Annotated in this window: 20 protein-coding genes and 1 tRNA gene; 10 read left to right on the top strand and 11 right to left on the bottom strand. The window is 72.9% G+C overall.

Going from position 1 to position 20,405, the window contains the following annotated elements:
- Nucleotides 1–10: 10 nt before the first annotated feature.
- Together AC0665_RS05275 and AC0665_RS05270 are read right to left on the bottom strand one after the other, a co-directional pair.
- The gene (locus AC0665_RS05275) at nt 11–754 is read right to left on the bottom strand and encodes an RDD family protein (RefSeq protein ID WP_468633299.1); all 744 of its coding nucleotides are present in this window, start codon (nt 752–754) and stop codon (nt 11–13) included.
- 60 nt (nt 755–814) lie between these two features.
- On the bottom strand, nt 815–2,707 hold the full coding sequence (locus AC0665_RS05270; RefSeq protein ID WP_478704461.1) for an RDD family protein: 1,893 nt from the start codon (nt 2,705–2,707) through the stop codon (nt 815–817).
- Between the two features lie 245 nt (nt 2,708–2,952).
- Between AC0665_RS05270 and AC0665_RS05265 the strand changes: the two genes are divergently transcribed.
- Nucleotides 2,953–3,363, top strand: coding sequence for an SsgA family sporulation/cell division regulator (locus tag AC0665_RS05265; RefSeq protein ID WP_478508089.1), 411 nt, complete (start codon nt 2,953–2,955; stop codon nt 3,361–3,363).
- An 11-nt stretch (nt 3,364–3,374) separates the two neighbouring features.
- On the opposite strand, the gene AC0665_RS05260 is transcribed toward AC0665_RS05265, so the two are convergent.
- Entirely contained in the window at nt 3,375–4,790 is a 1,416-nt protein-coding gene (locus AC0665_RS05260; RefSeq protein WP_478601938.1) for an FAD-binding oxidoreductase, read from the bottom strand.
- A 92-nt stretch (nt 4,791–4,882) separates the two neighbouring features.
- Between AC0665_RS05260 and AC0665_RS05255 the strand changes: the two genes are divergently transcribed.
- Nucleotides 4,883–6,316: a tetratricopeptide repeat protein gene (locus AC0665_RS05255; RefSeq protein ID WP_478704460.1), complete on the top strand. Its 1,434-nt coding sequence runs from the start codon at nt 4,883–4,885 to the stop codon at nt 6,314–6,316.
- A gap of 97 nt (nt 6,317–6,413) precedes the next feature.
- On the opposite strand, the gene hppD is transcribed toward AC0665_RS05255, so the two are convergent.
- A complete protein-coding gene (gene hppD / locus AC0665_RS05250; protein ID WP_468409629.1) occupies nt 6,414–7,559 on the bottom strand; it encodes a 4-hydroxyphenylpyruvate dioxygenase in 1,146 nt (381 codons plus the stop codon).
- A gap of 123 nt (nt 7,560–7,682) precedes the next feature.
- Here hppD and AC0665_RS05245 point away from each other — a divergent pair, with 123 nt between their 5' ends.
- Genes AC0665_RS05245 through AC0665_RS05215 form a run of 7 tightly spaced genes read left to right on the top strand, consistent with a single transcriptional unit; the run spans nt 7,683 to nt 12,665 of the window.
- Nucleotides 7,683–8,153: an Lrp/AsnC family transcriptional regulator gene (locus AC0665_RS05245; RefSeq protein ID WP_031140050.1), complete on the top strand. Its 471-nt coding sequence runs from the start codon at nt 7,683–7,685 to the stop codon at nt 8,151–8,153.
- A gap of 18 nt (nt 8,154–8,171) precedes the next feature.
- A complete protein-coding gene (locus AC0665_RS05240) occupies nt 8,172–8,819 on the top strand; it encodes an ABC transporter permease (RefSeq protein ID WP_478508093.1) in 648 nt (215 codons plus the stop codon).
- Nucleotides 8,812–10,071: a betaine/proline/choline family ABC transporter ATP-binding protein gene (locus AC0665_RS05235; RefSeq protein ID WP_366051981.1), complete on the top strand. Its 1,260-nt coding sequence runs from the start codon at nt 8,812–8,814 to the stop codon at nt 10,069–10,071. The genes AC0665_RS05240 and AC0665_RS05235 overlap by 8 nt, the downstream gene beginning before the upstream one ends.
- The gene (locus tag AC0665_RS05230; protein ID WP_478704459.1) at nt 10,068–10,892 is read left to right on the top strand and encodes an ABC transporter permease; all 825 of its coding nucleotides are present in this window, start codon (nt 10,068–10,070) and stop codon (nt 10,890–10,892) included. Before AC0665_RS05235 ends, AC0665_RS05230 begins: the two co-directional genes overlap by 4 nt.
- Nucleotides 10,889–11,854 (top strand): glycine betaine ABC transporter substrate-binding protein, encoded by a 966-nt coding sequence (locus tag AC0665_RS05225; protein ID WP_478704458.1) that lies wholly within the window; start codon nt 10,889–10,891, stop codon nt 11,852–11,854. The genes AC0665_RS05230 and AC0665_RS05225 overlap by 4 nt, the downstream gene beginning before the upstream one ends.
- A gap of 51 nt (nt 11,855–11,905) precedes the next feature.
- Nucleotides 11,906–12,481 carry a helix-turn-helix domain-containing protein gene (locus AC0665_RS05220; RefSeq protein WP_468409638.1) on the top strand — a complete coding sequence of 192 codons (576 nt, stop codon included), beginning with the start codon at nt 11,906–11,908 and terminating at the stop codon, nt 12,479–12,481.
- Between the two features lie 13 nt (nt 12,482–12,494).
- A complete protein-coding gene (locus tag AC0665_RS05215) occupies nt 12,495–12,665 on the top strand; it encodes a hypothetical protein (RefSeq protein WP_478601919.1) in 171 nt (56 codons plus the stop codon).
- Here AC0665_RS05215 and AC0665_RS05210 read toward each other — a convergent pair.
- The 6 genes from AC0665_RS05210 to AC0665_RS05185 all read right to left on the bottom strand — a co-directional run bounded on the left by AC0665_RS05210 (nt 12,662) and on the right by AC0665_RS05185 (nt 19,488).
- Nucleotides 12,662–13,453, bottom strand: a complete 792-nt coding sequence (locus AC0665_RS05210) for a S16 family serine protease (protein WP_478601916.1) — start codon at nt 13,451–13,453, stop codon at nt 12,662–12,664. The two genes, AC0665_RS05215 and AC0665_RS05210, sit on opposite strands and share 4 nt — an antisense overlap.
- 260 nt (nt 13,454–13,713) lie before the next feature.
- On the bottom strand, nt 13,714–14,355 hold the full coding sequence (locus AC0665_RS05205) for an IclR family transcriptional regulator (protein WP_363121981.1): 642 nt from the start codon (nt 14,353–14,355) through the stop codon (nt 13,714–13,716).
- Nucleotides 14,356–14,688: 333 nt separating this feature from the next.
- The gene (locus tag AC0665_RS05200) at nt 14,689–16,488 is read right to left on the bottom strand and encodes a DEAD/DEAH box helicase (RefSeq protein WP_468409644.1); all 1,800 of its coding nucleotides are present in this window, start codon (nt 16,486–16,488) and stop codon (nt 14,689–14,691) included.
- A 136-nt stretch (nt 16,489–16,624) separates the two neighbouring features.
- Nucleotides 16,625–17,008: a type II toxin-antitoxin system death-on-curing family toxin gene (locus tag AC0665_RS05195; protein WP_478704457.1), complete on the bottom strand. Its 384-nt coding sequence runs from the start codon at nt 17,006–17,008 to the stop codon at nt 16,625–16,627.
- Nucleotides 17,005–17,205, bottom strand: a complete 201-nt coding sequence (locus AC0665_RS05190) for a hypothetical protein (protein ID WP_478704456.1) — start codon at nt 17,203–17,205, stop codon at nt 17,005–17,007. Before AC0665_RS05190 ends, AC0665_RS05195 begins: the two co-directional genes overlap by 4 nt.
- A gap of 624 nt (nt 17,206–17,829) precedes the next feature.
- On the bottom strand, nt 17,830–19,488 hold the full coding sequence (locus tag AC0665_RS05185; protein WP_478704455.1) for an MFS transporter: 1,659 nt from the start codon (nt 19,486–19,488) through the stop codon (nt 17,830–17,832).
- Nucleotides 19,489–19,677: 189 nt separating this feature from the next.
- Between AC0665_RS05185 and AC0665_RS05180 the strand changes: the two genes are divergently transcribed.
- Nucleotides 19,678–19,749: transfer RNA gene (locus AC0665_RS05180), tRNA-Cys, on the top strand.
- 6 nt (nt 19,750–19,755) lie between these two features.
- Here AC0665_RS05180 and AC0665_RS05175 read toward each other — a convergent pair.
- On the bottom strand, nt 19,756–20,163 hold the full coding sequence (locus tag AC0665_RS05175; RefSeq protein ID WP_468409652.1) for a hypothetical protein: 408 nt from the start codon (nt 20,161–20,163) through the stop codon (nt 19,756–19,758).
- Nucleotides 20,164–20,405: the final 242 nt, after the last annotated feature.

Below are 20,405 nucleotides of genomic sequence, written 5' to 3'. Positions count from 1 at the left end.
TCCGGCTGCCTCAATCGGTGCGGACCACGACCGTTTTGGCCGCCTTGTCGTGCAGGCCCTGCTTGTAGGGCCGGTCGAAGAAGCTCCAGCCACCCGCGATCGCGGTCCACAGGCAGGCGCAGCAGAAGGCGAAGGGGATCCACAGCACCGCGGCGCGCGCGAACGCGGTCTGCACGGAGGGTGTGGCGCCGTTGTCCAGGTTGGCCACGCGCATGCGCAGCAGCTTCTTGCCGAGGGTCTGGCCGGTCCTCGCGGTCATGAGGGTGTCGTAGGCGATGTAGAGGACGGCGGCGACGGCCGACTGCCAGAACGACTTGCCGGCCTCGATGCGGTCGCTGTCCACGTCGTACTCGTTCACGCCGAAGCCCCAGGTGAGCAGCCAGACGACCACACCCACCAGGATCATGTCGATGATGCGGGCGAGCGTGCGCTTGCCGCTGTCGGCGAGCGGGGGCATGCCGGAGAGGGGGTCGGTCGGGTAGGAGCCGCCGCCGTACGGATCACCGCCGTAGGGGCCGCCGCCGGGAGGCATGCCACCGCCGGGAGGGCCGCCCCCGAACCCGCCGCCTCCGAAACCGCCGCCTTGACCGCCGGGGCCGCCCGGGCCGCCGAAGCCACCGCCCCCGTACGGCGGGGGTTCGTCGCCGTAGGGCGAGCCCGCGCCCTCGCCGGGCGGCTCGTTCGGGGGGCGCTTCCTGAACGGGTCGTCTTCCGGGGGCTGCTGTCCGGAGCCGGGGGGCGGTTCACTGCTCATGGCCCGAGTCGACCGCGAACGCCCCGCCACCGCATCCGGCAGACGGCCGTCCGAGGGAGCTCAGCCCGCCACGAAGGTGTGCGCGGCCTTGTCGTGCCAGCACTGGCGCCACGGCCGGTCGAACAGGCACCAGGCGACGCCGACGAGCCCCACGACGAGGAGCCCGGGCACGCTGTAGACCAGCCAGCGGCGCAGGGCCGCGCCGAAGTCGGGCGAGTCGTGGCCCTCGATGTCCCGGACTTCGAGGCCCATCAGCTTCTTGCCGAGGGTGCGGCCCCACTTGGCGGTGGGCAACACCTCGCAGAGGACACCGGCGAGCAGCAGCACGGCCAGGATGATGCCGAGGCAGACCGAGGTGGTGCCGTCGAGCAGCCAGACCGTGACGGTCTCACCGGAGAGCTTCGCCGCGTCGATCTTCTCGTTCACGTGGTCGACGGCCTTGGTGCCGAGCGGTACGGCGGCCACGGCGGTGAGGGCGGCGAGGACGACGGTGTCCAGCAGCCGGGCGACCAGCCGCTTGCCGAGCCCGGCGGGGCGGGCCTCCGCCTGGCGCCGGGCGGCCGCCTGGAACACGTCCTCGACGGGAGGCTTCCAGGGCGCGACGGGCTGCTCGTCGCCTGCTTCGCCGCCTCCGGCCAGCCGGTGCACCTGCTGGGCCCAGGACGACTGACCGCCGCCGGGGCCCGGGCTGAGGGGAGCGGCGGCGCCGGGTCCGGCGGACTGCGCGGGAACGACGGGGGCCGGGGCCGCCTGCGGCCCGGACAGCCCGCTCGGGGCGGCTCCGGAGGCCTGGGCGGCGGCGCTCGCGGCCCCCGCCTGTGCGGCGGAGGCCCGGGCGGCCGCCGCCTTCCCGGCACCGAAGCCGGGTCCTGCGGAGCCGCTACCGGAGCCGGTCGGCTCGGCCTGCGCGCCGAACGCGGGCCCCGACGGGCCCGCGCCGAAGGCGGCCGGCGCCGCACCGCCGCCCGAGCCGGCCGGTCCGAACCCGGAGCCCGCCGCGGCTGCCTGCCCGCCGAAGGGGGACGCCCCCGAGCCGCCGCCCGGGCCCGCCGCTGCGAAGCCGGAGCCTGAGACTGAGCCGGAGCCGCCGGAGTCGCCTTGCCCGGCGGCACCGGACGCGGCCGGACCGAAACCGGAGCCTGCGGCCCCGCCCTGCCCCGCGCCACCCGGCGCGGCCGAACCACCACCCGGCCCGCCCGAACCCGCCGGACCGAAACCGGAGCCCGCGGCCCCACCCTGCCCCGCGCCACCCGGCGCGGCCGAACCGCCACCCGGCCCGCCCGAACCCGCCGGACCGAAACCGGAGCCCGCGGCCGAGCCGCCGCCGGATGGGCCCGGGCGCGGGGACACCGCGCGGAACGTCATCGTGCCGTCGTCGGGCGCGTCGGCCGCCGCCCCTCCCCCGCCCTGGCCCGTCGGACGGCGGAACACGAACGTGCCGGCCCCGGCCGCGGCGTTCGCCTCCTGGCCGGACGGCGGGGTGTTCGCCGTGCCGTCGGCGCGGGCGGACTCCCCGTCGGGCCGGCGGTCGGCGTGCGACAGCCTCGGGTCGGCACTCCGGGCACCCTGCTGAGCCGGGCCCTGCGCCCCCTGCGGCGCGCCCCACGAGACACGGCGGTCCTGGTCGCCGCCGAAGCCGGACTGGTGGGCGCGGTCGGCGCCCCAGGCGGACGCGGGCTCGGGACGGCTGCCGTGCTGGGCGTCGGCGGGGGACGGCTCCTCGACCGGGTCCTCGTCGAAGAAGTGCGGGCCGGTCTCCTCGACCGGGGCGGGCTGCGCCGCCCCCGCTCCGGGCGGCGGCGCGAGCGACTCGCCGTCCTTGGGCGCCGGACGGCTGGTGCCCGGCACCCAGGAGGCGCCGTTCCAGTACCGGACGTATCCAGGAATGGACGGGTCCGGGTAATACCCTTCGCGGGGCCTGTCGTCACCGGGGGCCGGGGTTGGGGCGCTCATGTCCGTCGTCCCGTATCTGCTCGGGGGCCAAATGGGGGCCTCCACATCTATCAGACGAGCGCAAGCCCCACCGCCGCTCCCACGGGACCCGCCCCTTTCGAGCACCGATGTGCTACGCGCCGCGCCGCTCCGGCGGGTACGCCTGCGAAAAAACTTCCGGGAAGGCGCGTAATGCCACGGCCCCCGCCCGCTCTCTCCACCTGACCGGCCCTCACGGGCAGCCGTCGGAAGAAGGGAAGACCGCCATGCACACCGTGGTGGAGCGGGAACTGGAGCTGGAACTCGTCCTGTCCCCGGAGCGCAGAATCCCGGTGCCGGCCCGGCTCGGGTATCTCACCGACGACCCCTATGCCGTCCACATCACCTTCCACATCGACTCCGAGCGCCCCGTCTACTGGACGTTCGCGCGGGAGCTGCTGGTGGAGGGCGTGTTCCGGCCGTGCGGGCAGGGGGATGTACGGGTGTGGCCGACGAAGACCGAGGGGCGCGGCGTCGTGCTGATGGCGCTGAGTTCACCCGACGGGGACGCCCTGCTGGAGGCCCCGGCCGCGGCGGTGTCGGCCTGGCTGGAGCGGACGCTGCGGGTGGTGCCGCCGGGGACGGAGGGTGAGCAGCTCGGCCTGGACGACGAGCTGGCCCACCTGCTCGCCCAGTGAGGGCCCGGACGTCAGAAGAGCTTGCCCGGGTTCAGGATGTTCAGCGGGTCGAAGGCCTGCTTGACGGCCCGCTGCATCTCCATGCCCACGGGACCGATCTCGCGCGCCAGCCACTCCTTCTTCAGGACGCCGACGCCGTGCTCGCCGGTGATGGTGCCGCCGAGTTCCAGGCCGAGGGCCATGATCTCGTCGAAGGACTCGCGGGCCCGGTGGGACTCGTCGGGGTCCGCCGGGTCGAAGCAGACCGTCGGATGGGTGTTGCCGTCGCCCGCGTGGGCGACGACACCGATGGTGAGCCGGTGCTTCTCGGCGATCCGGTCGACGCCTTCGAGCATCTCGGCGAGCCGGGAGCGCGGCACGCACACGTCGTCGATCATCGTCACGCCCTTGACCGCCTCCAGCGCGGTGAGCGACAACCGCCGTGCCTGGAGGAGCAGTTCGGACTCGGCGGCGTCGTCGGCGGGCACGACCTGGGTGGCGCCGGCCGCCTCGCACAGGGCGCCGACGGCGGCGAGGTCGGCGGCCGGGGCGGTGGTGTCGAACGCGGCCAGGAGCAGGGCCTCGGTGCTCTCGGGCAGGCCCATCCGCGCCATGGCGTTGACGGCCTTGACCGTCGTACGGTCCATGAGTTCGAGGAGTGACGGGACGTGGCCGCCCTCCATGATCCGGCACACGGCGTCGCAGGCCGCGGCGGCGGAGGCGAACTCGGCGGCCAGCACCAGCTGCTCGGGCGGTTTGGGACGCAGTCCGAGGACGGCCCGGACGACGATGCCGAGCGAGCCCTCGGAGCCGACGAACAGACGGGTGAGGTCGTAGCCGGCGACGCCCTTGGCGGTGCGGCGGCCGGTGGACATCAGACGGCCGTCGGCGAGGACGACGTCGAGGCCGAGGACGTACTCGGCGGTCACGCCGTACTTGACGCAGCACAGGCCGCCGGAGGCGGTGCCGATGTTGCCGCCGATGGTACACATCTCCCAGCTGGAGGGGTCCGGCGGGTAGTACAGACCGTGTGCGCCGACGGCGCGGGACAGCGCGGCGTTGACCACGCCGGGTTCGCAGACGGCGATGCGGTCGACCGGGTTGATCTCCAGGATCCGGTCCATCTTCGTCAGGGACAGGACGATGCAGCCCTCGGAGGCGTTGGCGGCTCCGGACAGGCCGGTGCGGGCGCCCTGCGGGACGACCGGGACGCGCAGGGCGGTGGCGGTGCGCATCACGTGCTGGACCTGCTCGGTCGTGCGGGGCAGGACGACGACGGCCGGGGCGCCGGCCGGGCAGAAGCTCGCCATGTCGTGGGCGTAGGAGGCCGTGACGTCGGGGTCGGTGAGGACCGCTTCGGCGGGGAGGCCCCCGAGCAGCAGCTCCACCAGGTCGCCGGTCGCTGCGGTGTCCTCGGAGCGTGGCGCTTCGATACGGCTCATGATCACAGGTTCGCACCCGGGGCCATCGGTGTGAACCCCGTCGGCGGCGGCCTTCACCTGCCCGGGTGGGGTCGCCGTACTGACGCACAGTGAGCGCCATGGACAACGAGCAGGAGGGCCGGGTGTGGTGGGAGCGCCGCTCGAAGCCTCGCGTACGCGCCCGCCCGGTGCTGATCGCCTCCGTCGCGGGGTGTGCGGTGCTGGGCGGGGTGCTGGTGCTGCTGCCCGGGGAGCGGTCCGCCGGGCCCGCACCGAGTCCGGGTGCGCCGGCCCTGGCAGCGGTGAGCAGCGGGGTGCCGGCGGCGCTGCCCGGCCTGGCGGAGCTGATCGGCGAGCGGGAGCGGGCCGTGCGGACCCGGCCGCGCGACGCCGTGTCCTGGGCGGTGCTCGGGGCGGCGTACGTGGAGCGGGGGCGGCGCCTGGCGGACCCGGCCTCCTACCCGCGCGCGGCAAGGGCGCTGCGGACGTCGCTGAAGGTGCGCCCGCGGCGCAACACCCGGGCTCTGGCGGGGCTGGCCGCGCTGTCGAACGCCCGCCAGGACTTTCGCGCGGGGCGCCGGTGGGCGGAGGCGGCGCTGAAGCTGGAGCCGCGGCGGTGGACGACGTATCCGCTGCTCATCGACGCCCACCTCGGGCTCGGTGAGCACAAGGCGGCCGAGCGGACGCTGGAGCGGCTGACGACGCTGCGCTCCGGCCCGGCCGTGCTCGCGCGGGCCGCGGCCGTGTACCGGGACGGGGGCCGGTGGGAGGACGCGGCGGCCTCGCTGGCGGACGCGGCGGCCGGCGCGCGGGCCGGTGCCGAGCGGGCGGCCTATCTGGAGCGGGCCGGGCAACTGGCCTTCGAACGCGGGGAGGCCGAGGTCGCGCTGCGGCACTTCCGGGAGGCGGTCCGCCTCGACCCGGACCAGCGGGCCGCGCAGGCCGGGCAGGGCCGGGCGCTGGCGGCTCTGGGCCGCACGACGGAGGCCCTGAACGCCTACCGGACGGCCCTGGCCGGGCAGCCGTGCCCGCAGTACGCCCTGGAGCTGGGCGAGTTGTACGAGTCGCTGGGCATGCCGGACGCGGCCCGGGTGCGGTACGGCCTGGTGCGGGAGCGGGTGCGGGCCGCTGCGGCGGGCGGGGCCGACGAGGAGCTGGTGCTGGGCCGGTTCGAGGCCGACCACGGCGACCCGGAGGCGGCGGTGCGGCGGTTGCGGGCGCAGTGGAGACGCCGGCCCGCCACGGAGGTCGCCGACGCGCTGGGGTGGGCGCTGTACCGGGCCGGGAAACCTTCGGAGGCCCTGCGGTTCGCGCTCTTGGCGACGGATCCCGAACGCGGGGGCGGGGTGCGCGACGCGGTGTCCATGTACCACCGGGGCGTGATCGAGCGAACCCTGAAACGCCCCGGCGCGGCCCGCCGCCATCTGGCGGAGGCCCTGCGGATCAACCCCCGCTTCTCCCCTCTGCACGAGCCCGCGGCCCGCGCGGCGCTGGAGGCACTGGGCGAGCCCCCGGACGTGGCGGTGCCGGAGACGGACGCCGGGGCGGGCTGACCGGCGTCGAACGTACGCGCCCTGACCCACCCTCCAGCGGTTGCCGCTCGTGCGGGTGCCCCGTGACACCCGCACGGCCGGTCCGTGCCGCCGGGCCCTACAGGTTGCCGCGGCGGGCCTGCTCGCGCTCGATCGCCTCGAACAGGGCCTTGAAGTTGCCCTTGCCGAAGCCCATCGAGCCGTGGCGCTCGATGATCTCGAAGAAGACGGTCGGACGGTCCTGGACCGGCTTGGTGAAGATCTGGAGCAGGTAGCCGTCCTCGTCGCGGTCGGCGAGGATCTTCAGTTCGCGCAGGGTGTCGATCGGTACGCGCGTCTCGCCGACCCACTCGCCGAGCGTGTCGTAGTAGGAGTCGGGCGTGTTGAGGAACTCCACGCCGGCCGCGCGCATCGTGCGGACCGTCTGCACGATGTCGTTGGTGTTGAGCGCGATGTGCTGGACGCCCGCGCCGCCGTAGAACTCCAGGTACTCGTCGATCTGGGACTTCTTCTTCGCGATGGCCGGCTCGTTGATCGGGAACTTGACCTTGAGCGTGCCGTCGGCGACGACCTTGGACATCAGCGCGCTGTACTCGGTGGCGATGTCGTCGCCCACGAACTCCTTCATGTTCGTGAAGCCCATGACCTTGTTGTAGAAGCCGACCCACTCGTTCATCCGGCCGAGCTCGACGTTGCCGACGCAGTGGTCGATCGCCTGGAAGGTGCGCTGCGCCGGCGGCTCGACGATCGGCTTGGCCGTGACGTAGCCGGGCAGGTAGGGGCCGTCGTAGCCGGAGCGCTCGACGAGGGTGTGGCGGGTCTCGCCGTAGGTGGCGATCGCGGCCAGGACGACCGTGCCGTGCTCGTCCTTCACCTCGTACGGCTCGGCCACCGAGCGGGCACCGTGCTCCAGGGCGTAGGCGTACGCGGCGCGGGCGTCCGGGACCTCGATGGCGAGGTCGACGACCCCGTCGCCGTGCTCGGCCACGTGCCGGGCGAGGAAGTGGCCCCAGTCGGTGGAGGGTTTGACGACGGAGGTGAGGACGAACCGGGCGGAGCCGTTCTCCAGCACGTAGCTCGCGGTCTCGCGGCTGCCGTTCTCCGGTCCGGAGTAGGCGACCAGCTTCATGCCGAAGGCGGTGGAGTAGTAGTGCGCCGCCTGCTTGGCGTTGCCCACGGCGAAGACGACCGCGTCCATTCCCTTGACCGGGAAGGGGTCGGCCTGCCGGGCGGTGTCGGGAGTGTGGTGAGTGGTCTGCGTCATAGCCGCAGGGTCTACCCGACCGGCAAGGTGCGCAATAGTTTCCGTTTCGGCTGGGCAATGTGTTCAGCAATACGGCCGTATCTCCGGCCTTTCTGTACAGGATGACCATGCCGGGAGGCTGCTGTGGCGATCGATCATCTGGACGGCCGGATCATCCTGCTGCTGGCCCGGGAGCCGCGGATCGGGGTGCTGGAGATGTCCCGGCGGCTGGGCGTGGCCCGGGGCACCGCGCAGGCGCGGCTGGACCGGCTTCAGTCGAACGGAGTCATCCGCGGATTCGGTCCGCAGGTGGATCCGGCCGCTTTGGGCTACCCGGTCACGGCGTTCGCGACCTTGCAGATCCGCCAGGGCCAAGGGGCCGACGTGCGGGCCCACTTGGCGACCGTCCCGGAGGTGCTGGAGCTGCACACCACCACCGGCACCGGGGACATGCTGTGCCGGCTGGTGGCGCGCTCCAACGCCGATCTCCAGCGTGTGATCGACCGGGTCGTCGGTTTTGATGGCATCGTCCGGGCCTCCACGGCGATCGTCATGGAGAACCCCGTTCCACTGCGGATCATCCCGCTCGTGGAGCAGGCCGCGGAGGAGACCTGAATCGTGGGGTGAGCGCGTGTGAACTTCTGGGAGTACCTGGTCAGCCGGCACCAGCAGCTGCTCACGGACGCCTACCAGCACGCCAGCGCCGTCTTCCAGTGCATGGTCGTGGCGACCCTGCTCGGGGTGCTGATCGCCGTCGCCGCCTACCGCAGCGAGTGGGCCGGGAACCTCGCGACGACGACCACCGCCACCATCCTGACCGTGCCGGCGCTCGCCCTGATCGGTCTGCTCATCCCCCTCGTGGGCCTCGGCGTGCCGCCCACGGTGATCGCGCTGACGCTGTACGGGCTGCTGCCGGTCGTGCGCAACGCGATCGTCGGACTGCGCGGGGTCGATCCGACGCTGGTGGACGCGGCCACGGGCATCGGGATGTCCCGGCCGGCCCGGCTGCTGCGGATCGAGCTGCCGCTGGCCTGGCCGCCGATCCTGACCGGGATCCGGGTCGCCACCCAGATGCTGATGGGCATCGCGGCCATCGCGGCCTACGCCTCGGGCCCCGGTCTGGGCAACGTCATCTTCCGCGGCCTGGCCTCGCTGGGCAGCGCCAACGCGCTGAACCAGGTCCTCGCGGGCACGCTCGGCATCATCGTCCTGGCGTTGCTGTTCGACGCCGCGTACGTCCTGATCGGACGGCTGACCATTCCCAGGGGGATCCGTGCCTGAGACCGGCGGCCACGGCGCCTCCATCGAGCTGGAGAGCCTGACGAAGCGCTACCCCGGCAGTGCGCAGCCGGCCGTGGACAACGTCAGCATGGAGATCAAGGCGGGCGAGGTCGTCGTCTTCGTCGGTCCCTCGGGCTGCGGGAAGTCGACCACGCTCAAGATGATCAACCGGCTGATCGAGCCGACCGGCGGCCGTATCCGCATGGGCGGCGAGGACGTCACCGACATGGACCCGGTGAAGCTGCGCCGCAAGGTGGGCTACGCGATCCAGTCCGCCGGGCTCTTCCCGCACCTGACGGTCGCGCAGAACATCGGGATCGTCCCGAAGATGATCGGCTGGCCGAAGGCGCGGATCAGGGAGCGGACCGAGGAGCTGCTCGACCTCGTCGGCCTGGACCCGGCCGAGTTCCACGGCCGCTACCCGCGTCAGCTCTCCGGCGGGCAGCAGCAGCGCGTGGGCGTGGCCCGGGCCCTGGCCGCCGACCCGCCGGTGCTGCTGATGGACGAGCCGTTCGGGGCGGTGGACCCGATCACCCGTGATCACCTCCAGGACGAGCTGATCCGGTTGCAGCACGAGCTGCACAAGACGATCGTGTTCGTCACGCACGACTTCGACGAGGCGATCAAGATCGGTGACCGGATCGCCGTGCTGCGCGAGCGGTCGCACATCGCGCAGTTCGACACCCCCGAGGCGATCCTGACCAACCCGGCGGACGACTTCGTGTCCGGGTTCGTGGGCGCCGGGGCGGCGCTGAAGCGGCTGAACCTGACCCGCGTACGGGACGTGGAGATCACCGACTATCCGACGGTCATGGTCGACGACCCGTTGCAGCAGATCTTCAACCGGCTGCGGGCCAGCGGCACCAACGAGATCCTGCTGCTCGACCGGCGGGGCCGCCCCTACAAGTGGCTGCGGCGCGGCGACCTGATGCGGGCCCGGGGCTCGCTGGCCCGCGCCGGGACCCTGGTGCACGACACGGTCACCCGGGACGCCACCCTGCGGGACGCGCTGGAGGCGGTGCTCACCGACAACGCGGGGCGGGTGGCGGTGACCGGGCGGCGCGGCGAGTACACGGGCGTCGTCGACATGGAGACGCTGATGAACTCCGTGCACGAGATGCTGGAGGCCGACCGGCTCGACGCGATGGAGCACCAGCACGAGCTGGAGTCGCTGCGGGCCGCGCAGACGCACGCGGAGCAGGAGGGAGCCGGCGGCCCGGCGGGCGTGAGCGGCCCGGGAGGGGCACGGTGACGGCCACGGAGGTCGAGGAGACCTCCGAGCCCGCCGACGAGACACCCGTGGAGACACCCAGGGAGACATCCGCACCGGCGGCCCGGCCCGCCCGCCTCACCTGGCAGAAGCTGACGTTGCTGCCGGTCGCCCTGATCGCCGTGCTGCTCGCCACCTGGCTGTGGTTCCAGCAGGCCGACCTGGACGCGCTCACCCGCAACGCCCTGTCGGGCGGCCAGGTCAGCAAGGCGCTGTGGCAGCACATTCAACTCACGGTGATCTCCACCTTCTTCGTGCTGATCATCGCGATCCCGCTGGGCATCCTGCTGACCCGCGGGGCGGTGAGCAGGGCCACCCCGGTGGCGATGGCGTTCGCCAACACGGGCCAGGCGACCCCGGCGATCGGTCTGCTGGCCCTGCTGGTGATCTGGCTGGGCATCGGCCGCCGGGCGGCCCTGATCGGCATCATCGTCTACGCCATCCTGCCGGTGCTCTCCAACACCATCACCGGCCTGAAGGCGAACGACCCGACCCTGCTGGAGGCGGCCCGCGGCATCGGCATGTCCCCGCTGGGGGTGCTGACCCGGGTGGAACTGCCGCTCGCGGTCCCGCTGATCCTCGCGGGCGTGCGTACGGCCCTCGTCCTGAACGTCGGTACGGCGACGCTGGCGGTCTTCGGCGGGGGCGGCGGCCTCGGCGTGCTCATCACGACCGGCATCACCAACCAGCGGATGCCGGTGCTGGTGCTGGGGTCGGTCCTCACGGTGGTGCTGGCGCTGCTGGTGGACTGGCTGGCGTCGATCGCCGAACTGCTGCTGCGCCCGAGGGGGTTGCAGCCGTGAGGCGCCGGACCCGCCTGCTCGCGGCGGGCCTGCTGCTGGCGGCCGCCGGCTGCGGCCTGACCAGCGGCTCTCCCCTGACCGACGACGTGGAGCCGGGGTCGATCGGCCGCGGGGAGCCACTGAAGGGCGCCCAGCTGACCGTCACGTCGAAGTCGTTCACCGAGCAGCTGATCCTCGGCGCGATCATGGGCATCGCCTTCGAGGCCGCCGGCGCGGACGTCATCGACCGCACGGGCATCCAGGGGTCCATCGGCAGCCGCGAGGCGGTGCGCAAGGGCGACGCGGACGCCGGGTACGAGTACACCGGCACGGCCTGGATCACCTACCTCGGGCGCAGCAAGCCGATCACCGATCCGCGGCGGCAGTGGGAGGCGGTGAAGAAGGCGGACGCGGGCAACGGGCTGGTCTGGCTGCCGCCGTCGGACCTCGACAACACCTACGCCCTGGCGATGAACCAGCAGAACGCGAGGAAGTACGGCACGAAGACCACGTCGGACGTGGCGAAGCTGGCGAAGTCCGACCCGGGGGCCGTGAAGCTCTGCGTGGAGGTCGAGTTCGCGAACCGGGCGGACGGGTTGCCGGGCATGCAGAAGGCCTACGGCATGAGCGTCCCGGCCCGGAACATCACCCAGATGGACACCGGCATCATTTACACCCAGACCGACAAGGGCAGTTGCACGTTCGGCGAGGTGTTCACCACCGACGGGCGCATCAAGTCCATGAACCTCGCGGTCATGGAGGACGACAGGAAGTTCTTCCCCAACTACAACGCCGCGCCGATGATCCACGCGAAGACGCTGAAGGAGTGGCCGGCGATCGCGGAGGTCCTGAACCCGGTGACGGCGAGGCTGAACAACTCCGTGGCCCGGACGCTGAACGCGAAGGTGGACGTCGACGGCGAGGATCCCCACCAGGTGGCGCTGGACTGGCTGGTGGAGGAGGGGTTCGTCAGGGAGGAGTGAGATACAAAGAAGCTGTTGCAAAAGAAGCTTTGCAAGGCTACCTTTGCATGCATGAGCGACGAACCGGCTCCCCGACTGCTCGACGCCCGCTCCCTGCGCGGCTTGGCGCACCCCCTGCGCATGCAGCTGCTCATCGCACTGCGGCGTGGCGGACCCGCCACAGCCTCCCAACTGGCAGAGAAACTGGGCGAGTCGAGCGGCGCCACCAGCTACCACCTACGGCAACTCGCCGCGCACGGCTTCGTCACCGACGACCCGGAGCGCGGCAAGGGCCGGGAGCGCTGGTGGAAGGCGGTGGACCAGGGCGTCCGACTCGACGAGACGCTGATCCAGAACCCGGACCCCGCCGTGCGCGGAGCCGTCGCCCTCTTCCGCTACGAAGTCGCGAACGTGCACACGCGGGAGGTCGCGACCTATCTCGGCAACACGAGCGAATGGGCCGCGGAGTGGGACGGCGCGACCGATCTGAGCGACTTCACGCTGCGGCTCACTCCCGAACTCGCACGGGAGCTGATCGGCAAGATGCACGAGCTCGTCCAGAGCTACCGCCCGCTGCCCGAGGGCACCCCGGACGCCGAAACGGTACGCGTCCACACGCACGTCTTCCCCAGCCAGACGACGATGTGAGAGGCCATCACCCATGCACCCGGACATCCACCTCGCCCTGCACCACGCCCGCGCCGCGGAACTCCGCGCCGAGGCCGGACCCCGCCCGACACCCCGGCAGGACCTCCGTACCCGTCTGGGCTGGACCCTCATAGAAGTCGGGCTGAAGCTCACCAGCCGGCCCGGGCCGGTGCCCGTCCACTAGCAGCTGGGGACGGAGCCCTTCCCGGTCTCCAGGGCCACCAGGGAACTCACCGTGCCCTTCAGCGTGGTCACCGGAATCAGCCGCAGGCCCTTCGGCAGTTCGGCACGGGCGTCCCCGCACTCCGCCTTCGGGACCAGGAACACCGTCGCCCCGTCCCGCTTCGCCGCCTGGGTCTTGAGGGCGACGCCCCCCACCGCACCGACCCGGCCGGTCGCGTCGATCGTGCCCGTGCCGGCGATGACCCGGCCGCCCGTCAGGTCCCCGCCCGTTCCGTCGCCGTCGAGCTTGTCGACGATCCCGAGGGAGAAGAGCAGCCCCGCACTGGGCCCGCCCACATCCGCGAGCTTCAGGCTGACCTCGATGTCCTTGCCGTCGAGGTCGAGGTAGCCCAGCGCGGCCTGCGTCGCCGCGTCCTGGGACTCCTTCATCTGCTTCTCGTTGTGCCGCTCGATCTCCTTGACGCTGTTCCCGCTCGGGTAGACGGAGTCACGCGGCATGACCGCCTGGTCCGTGCGGAACCAGCTGTCGATGACGTCGGGGAGCGAGACCCGGGTGTCCGGGGAGGTCGCCTCGATGGTGGTCATCCGCAGCTGGCCGGAGGTCTTCCGGACGGGCGCACCGGAGATGGTGATCACCTGGGTGCCCTTGTTCTCGCCCAGCACGTTCGCCGTCAGCCCCGGCTGCGCCACCGAGAACGGCAACGGCGCGAGCACCGCCGTGGCGAACAGGGCCACGACGGGAAGGGCGCAGACGGCGATGGCCTGGGGGCGCGTGAGGCGAGAGAACACGGGATCAATCTAACGCGGGGCCGCGGTACGGCCGGGATCAGGGCGTCCGGCCGACTCCCGTGACACGGGATGGGCCGGCGCGGCGCCTCGCCCTGGGTCCCCTACGTGACACGGCCGTATGTCCGCGCGGCACCTCGCCCCGGGCCCCTCCCGCGACACGGCGTATGTCCGCGCGGCACCTCGCCCCGGGGCCCCTCCCGCGACACGGCGTATGTCCGCGCGGCGTCTCGCCTCGGGCTCCTCCCGCGACACGGCGTACGTCAGCGCAGCGCCTCCGCCACTTCCCGGGCCGCGTCGAGGACCCGGGGCCCCACGCGTTCCGGTACCGCCTCCGCCAGCATCACCACGCCCACGCTGCCCTCGACGCCCGTCACACCCAGCAGCGGCGCCGCCGCCCCGCACGCGCCCGCCTCCAGCTCCCCGTGGGTCAGCGTGTAGCCGGGGCCGGTCATCGGGTGCTGCCGGGCCGCGAGGATCGCCTTGCCCGCGGCGCCCCGGTCCAAGGGGTGCCGGAACCCGGCCCGGTAGGCGACGTGATAGTCCGTCCAGGTCGGCTCCACCACCGCCACGGCCAGCGCGTCCGCGCCGTCGACGAGGGTCAGGTGCGCCGTCGCGCCGATGTCCTCGGCCAGTGACCGCAGCGCCGGCATCGCGGCCTCCCGCACCAGCGGATGGACCTGCCGCCCCAGACGCAGCACGCCGAGCCCGACCCGGGCACGCCCGCCGAGGTCACGGCGTATGAGGGCGTGCTGTTCCAGCGTGGCGAGCAACCGGTACACAACGGTCCGGTTCACGCCGAGCCGGAGGGACAGCTCGGTCACGGTCAGCCCGTGGTCGGTGTCGGCGAGCAGCTTGAGGACACGCAGTCCCCGGTCGAGCGTCTGAGAGGTCTCCGCGGTCACGACGCCCACTCCTTAGTGGTGAGGTCGGCGGCCCCTCGATCGGCGGATGCGTCACCGAGTCCCGTCGGTCACGCGCTTCAGAGGCCGCCGATCGGCCGGCGGCCCGGCCTGTCCGGGCCGCGTCGCTTCACGGCTGCGCTCCGCGGCGGCGCTGCCACGGGGCGTGTGCGTAGCCGGACAGTAGCGAAGCAGGTTCGCTGAGCGGAAGGCTCCGTCCAGAATCCGGGCACCGGCAGGCACGGCGTGCCGCCCTTTGCGGTGGTATGTGCCTCGTGCGGGCGCGCGGAAGCGCACGACCGGCCACACGGGTCACGCGGGCAACGGACGCCCGCGTCACTTCATGCGCGTGGCCCACTCCTGCACCTTGGCGATCCGCTGCTTGAGCTGCCCCGCCGTCGCCTCCGCCGCCGGAGGCCCCCCGCACACCCGCCGCAGCTCCGTGTGGATCACTCCGTGCGGCTTGCCGCTCTGGTGGACGTACGCGCCGACCATCGTGTTGAGCTGCCGGCGCAGCTCCATCATCTCCTTGTGGGAGACCACCGGACGCCGCTCGGCGGGCACCTCGAGCAGGTCGGCCTCCTCGTCCGGCTTCTTGCGGCTGTGCGCGATCTGCCGGGCCTGCCGTTTCTGGAGCAGCAGCTGCACCTGGTCGGGTTCGAGCAGCCCCGGGATGCCGAGGTAGTCCTGCTCCTCCTCGCTGCCCGGGTGCGCCTGCATGCCGAACTCGGCGCCGTTGTACATGACCCGGTCGAAGACGGCCTCGGACTCCAGCGCCTCGAAGGAGAACTGCTCCTGCTCGCCGGTGTCCTCGTCCTGCTCCCGGTTCGCCTCGTCCATCTCCTTCTCGGACTCGGCGTAGGGGTCCTCCTCGCCCTCCTTCTTGGGCTTGTCGAGGACGTGGTCGCGCTCACGCTCCATCTCGTTGGCGAAGGAGAGCAGGTCGGGCACGGTCGGCAGGAACACGGACGCCGTCTCGCCGCGGCGCCGGGACCGCACGAAACGCCCCACGGCCTGCGCGAAGAACAGCGGCGTGGAGATGGTGGTGGCGTACACCCCGACCGCGAGCCGGGGCACGTCGACGCCCTCGGACACCATCCGCACGGCGACCATCCACCGGTCGTTGTTCGCGCTGAACTGGTCGATCCGCTCGGAGGCGCCGGAGTCGTCGGACAGCACGAGGGTCGCGCTGGTGCCGGTGATCTCCCGGATGAGCTTGGCGTACGCGCGCGCGGAGTCCTGGTCGGAGGCGATGACGAGGGCACCGGCGTCCGGGATGGCCTTCCGCACCTCGGTCAGCCGCTGGTCGGCGGCGCGCAGCACGGACGGCATCCACTCACCGCGCGGGTCGAGGGCGGTCCGCCAGGCCTGGCTGATGGCGTCCTTGGTCATCGGCTCGCCGAGCCGGGCGGCGATCTCGTCACCGGCCTTGGTGCGCCAGCGCATGTTGCCGCTGTAGGAGAGGAAGATGACGGGCCGCACGACGTTGTCGGCGAGCGCGTTGCCGTAGCCGTAGGTGTAGTCGGCCGACGACCGCCGGATGCCGTCGTTGCCCTCCTCGTACGTGACGAAGGGGATGGGATTGGTGTCGGACCGGAAGGGCGTACCGGTCAGGGCGAGCCGTCGGGTCGCGGGCTCGAAGGCCTCCAGACAGGCCTCGCCCCAGGACTTGCTGTCACCGGCGTGGTGGATCTCGTCGAGGATGACGAGGGTCTTGCGCTGCTCCACGCGGTTGCGGTGCAGCATGGGCCGCACGCCCACACCGGCGTACGTCACGGCGATCCCGTGGTACTCCCGGCCGAGCGGCCCGGCGCTGTACTCCGGGTCGAGCTTGATCCCTATCCGGGCGGCTGCCTCGGCCCACTGCTTCTTCAGGTGCTCGGTCGGGGCGACCACGGTCACCTGCTGCACGACGTGGTGGTGCAGCAGCCAGGACGCCAGCGTCAGCGCGAAGGTCGTCTTGCCGGCGCCGGGGGTGGCGACCGCCAGGAAGTCCCGCGGCTGCTCCTGGATGTACTTCTCCATCGCACCCTGCTGCCAGGCGCGGAGCTTGCTGGCGGTGCCCCACGGGGCGCGGCCGGGGAACGCCGGGGAGAGGTGGTGCGAGGCAGTGCTGGTGCCGGCGGTGGTAGTCACGGTCTCCGTTGGGGGTCGGGCGGCTCGTGCGAGGAGCCTGACGGCTCGGCTACGTATGACAACCGGGCCACCCTACCGGCGCCCCGAGCCGGCCCACGCGCGGACCGGGCCGGGTCGCCCGTGGGTGGGACCGACGTCACAGCCCCCGCAAGCGCCCCGCGATCCTTCCGACCTCCCCCTCGGCCCCGGACGCGACGTCGACGACCAGCGCGTAGGCCGCGTCCTGGTCCGCCCCGGCCGTGTCGACGCCGTTGAGGGCGAGGAAGGTGGCGGTGGCCAGCCACGCGGTGCGCTTGTTGCCGTCGACGAGGGGGTGGTTGGTGGCGAGGGCGTGGAGCAGGGCGCCCGCCTGCTCGTACAGGTCGTCGTAGGCGGCCGTGCCGAACATCCGTGCGCGGGGACGGTGCACGGCGGAGGCCAGCAGCCCGGGGGCGCGCGCCTCGGGCGGCCGTCCGCCGAAGGCGATCTCGGCGATGGCGGTGACCTCGTCGACGGTCAGGTACCGGGTGTCCCTGGTCATTCGCCGAGCCTCCTCAGCAGTTCGGCGTGGTGGCGCGCGAGCCCTTCCGCGACGGCCCGCACGCGTCCGTCCTCCTGCCGCAGGTGGGCACGTACGGCCGCGAGCGCGACCTCTTCGGGCGTACGGCCCTGTGCGTCGGCGAGGTCGTCGAGGGCCGCGCGCAGGGCGGGGTCGAGGGACAGCACGAGCGGGGACATGCGCCGAGGCTACGGCGGGCGACGGCGGGTGACGACCGCTTTTACCGGTGCCGGAGCGCGCGGGGGGTGCCCCGGGGTCGGCCGCCGGTTCATGGCCGGCGGCAATGGCCGGTGGCAGGGGGGCGGCGCGGGGTCCGCCGCTGGTCTGCGGCCGGTTCATGGCCGGTTCCAGGGGCGCCGCGCAGGGTCCGCCGCCGGTCTGCGGCCGGTTCCAGGGGGGCCGCGCAGGGTCCGCCGCCGGTCTACGGCCGGTTCCAGGGGCGCCGCGCAGGGTCCACCACCCGTCTACTGCCGGTTCCAGGGGCGCCACCCCGGGTCCACCACCCGTCTACTGCCGGTTCCAGGGGCGCCACCCCGGGTCCGACCGCCGGTCCGGGCCCGTTCCAGGGGCACCGCCCCAGGTCAGCCGCGGGTCCACAGCCCCTTCCAAGGGCACCCGCCCCGGGGCCGTCGCCGACCTACGGCCCGTTCCGGGTAGCCGCCCCGGGCCCGTCGCCGACCCACGGCCCGGTCCTAGGACGTCGCCCCGCGGTCCGCCGGTCCACGGCCCGTTCCAAGGACGCCGCCCGCGGTCCGCCGATCCACGGCCCGTTCCAAGGACGCCGCCCCAGATGCGCCACCGCTCTACGGCCGGTGTTCGCGTAGACGCGTCGACACCCAGGCGCCGGCCAGCGCCACCACCGCCATCGGCAGGAACACCGCGGTGAAGGCGGCCGGGTGGGAGCCGGAGGCGTGGGCGGCCGTGTGGGTCACCGTGCCACCTCCCAGCGCGGCGAAGGCGGCGCCCCCGGCGGACAGCAGGACGACGTTGGAGAGGCCGTCGGAGATCTGGAGGGCGGCGGAGTTGGTGCCGGCCTCCTCGGGGGCGGACAGCTTGAGCAGCAGCACGCTCGTGGAGGAGATCACGAGACCCATCCCGAAGCAGCCGAAGGCCCAGGCGACGGCCACGGTCCACACGGGCACGGAGTCGATCAGCACACTCGGCGCCGTCGCGATGGCCGAGGCAACGAGCAGCATCCCGACCGTGGCCAGCCGCTCCCGGTACGGTTCGGCCCGCGAGCGCGACTGCACCCAGGAGCCCAGCGCCCACGTCCCGCCGCCCGCGGCGAGCGAGAACCCGGCCAGGGTCGGACTGAGTCCCCGCTGTGTGACCAGCATCAGCGGCACGAACGACTCGGCGGCGATGAAGGACCCGGCGGCGACGCCGCGCAGCAGCACGACGGACGGCAGCCCGCGCGCGGCCCGGTACGTGCCGCGCGGCAGCAGCCCCAGCACGGCGGGCACGAGCAGGGCCACCCCGACGGCGCCGGGCAACAGCGAGAGCGGACGCAGATCCTGGGCGGCGTACTGGAGCAGTCCGGCCCCCAGCGAGATGGCCAGGGCGAGCCGGATGCGCCGACGGTCGAAGGAGGGGGGCGGGGTGTCTTCCGGGACAGGCGGGTCCACCGTCCTGCCCGGATCCGCCGTGACGGGCCGGTCGGCCAGGGCGGTCCTCTCGGCCGGGACCGGCAGATCCGACGGCGGCACGGGCGGATCCGCCGGGGCGGCACTCTCCGTCGGGGTAGAACCCTCCACCGGGGCGGAACTGTCCACGGGCGACCGCTTCGTGACGGTCTCTCCCGTCGGTCCGCTCGCCGCCGGCCCGGCCGCCCGCCGCCGTATCTGCGGCAGGGCGAGCGCGAGCGGGAGGACGACGAGCACGGGTATCCCCACGAACACCCACCGCCAGCCCAACTGCTCGGTGACCGTGCCGGCGGCCAGCGGGCCGACGATCGACGGCAGCACCCAGCTCGCGGCGAACGCGGCCATGATGGCCGGCCGCAACCGCTCCGGATAGGCCCGTCCGACGACGACGTACAGCGCGACGATCACCAGCCCGCCGCCGAACCCCTGCACGGCCCGCCCCAGGATGAACACCCACATCGTCCCCGCGGTCCCCGACAGCAGCAGCCCGGCCGCGAAGGAGGCGATGCCCGTCGTCAACGGCCCGAGGGGGCCGCGCCGGTCCGACCACTGCCCGGACAGCACCATGCCGAACAGGCTGGTCGTGAAGTACCCGGAGAACGCGAACGCGTACAGGGACACCCCGTCCAGCTCCCGGGCCGCGACCGGCATCGCCGTCCCGACGGCGGTCGCCTCGAAGGCGATGAGCAGCACGACGGAGACGATCCCGACGCTCAACGCCCGGTACGCCGCCCCCAGTACGCCCTCGTCACGCTGGGACACGGAGGGCGGTTCAGCGGCTTCCCCGACATCGGCATCACGCGGCTTCGAGACGGTCATGCCCGCCAGCGTAAGGTGCACGCCCCGCTTTGACCCCTGTCCCGAGACGGTCCCGGCCTGGGACCTTGGTCGTAGGCCCCTCCTCGACTCCCCCTCTATGAACCGCGTATGGCAGTCACGTTGCAGCCCACCCCGGATCCTTGAGGCCCCACCCCGCCCCGGCCTACGGTCGACCCAGCTCGACAACACGGCCGTGTGCCCGAGTGGTTCAGGGGCTCGCCTGCAAAGCGAGTAACGCGGGTTCGAATCCCGCCACGGCCTCCGACGTCAGCCCGCCGAGCACAGACCTTCGTTCGGGCAGAACATGACCCACGTGTAGTTGTAACCCGTGTGGATCGTCACGGGGTTCGGGGAGGGGCCGTCGTTGACGGAGGACCCCGTGTCGGGTGTGGCGGTGAAGGTGACCGTCGTTCCGACCACGAAGCTCGCGGTGCACGTGCCCGTCGGGTTCGGCTGCGGGTCGTTGGAGGCGTACGGGTCCCACGCCTCCTGGTGGCAGTTGATCCCGGCCGGCTGGCTGGTGATGGTGCCGCCGCCCCAGCCGTCGCTGACGTACGCGGACAGTTGAGCGGTGGTCTGCGCCTGGGCCGGTGCCGCGGAGGCGATCGCGGCGGCCGTGGCGAGTGCGGTGAGGACGCCTGTCACGCGCCAGGCGCCGGCTGTGTTCTTCCTCATGGGAGGCTCCTCGGATCGATCCATGTCGACCCCTGCGACCAGCCTATGGGCCGTCTCGGGGATCTGCTACGGGAGTGGGTCGCGCGGCGTCAACCGGCGCTCGGTGAGGGGACGGTGCTCGGCTCGTCGGTGTCCCTCCACGGACCGAGCATGGGCGCCCGCCCGGGAGGGGGGAAGAGCGCGGGGCGCTCCATCGCGGGCTCCGGCGCGCCGCCCCGGCTGCGGCCCGGCGAAGTCGTGCA

This window comes from Streptomyces sp. NPDC043685 (assembly GCF_056436585.1).
Note: the sequence above shows the minus strand (reverse complement) of the source record. Positions and strands in the feature narration are given on the sequence as shown.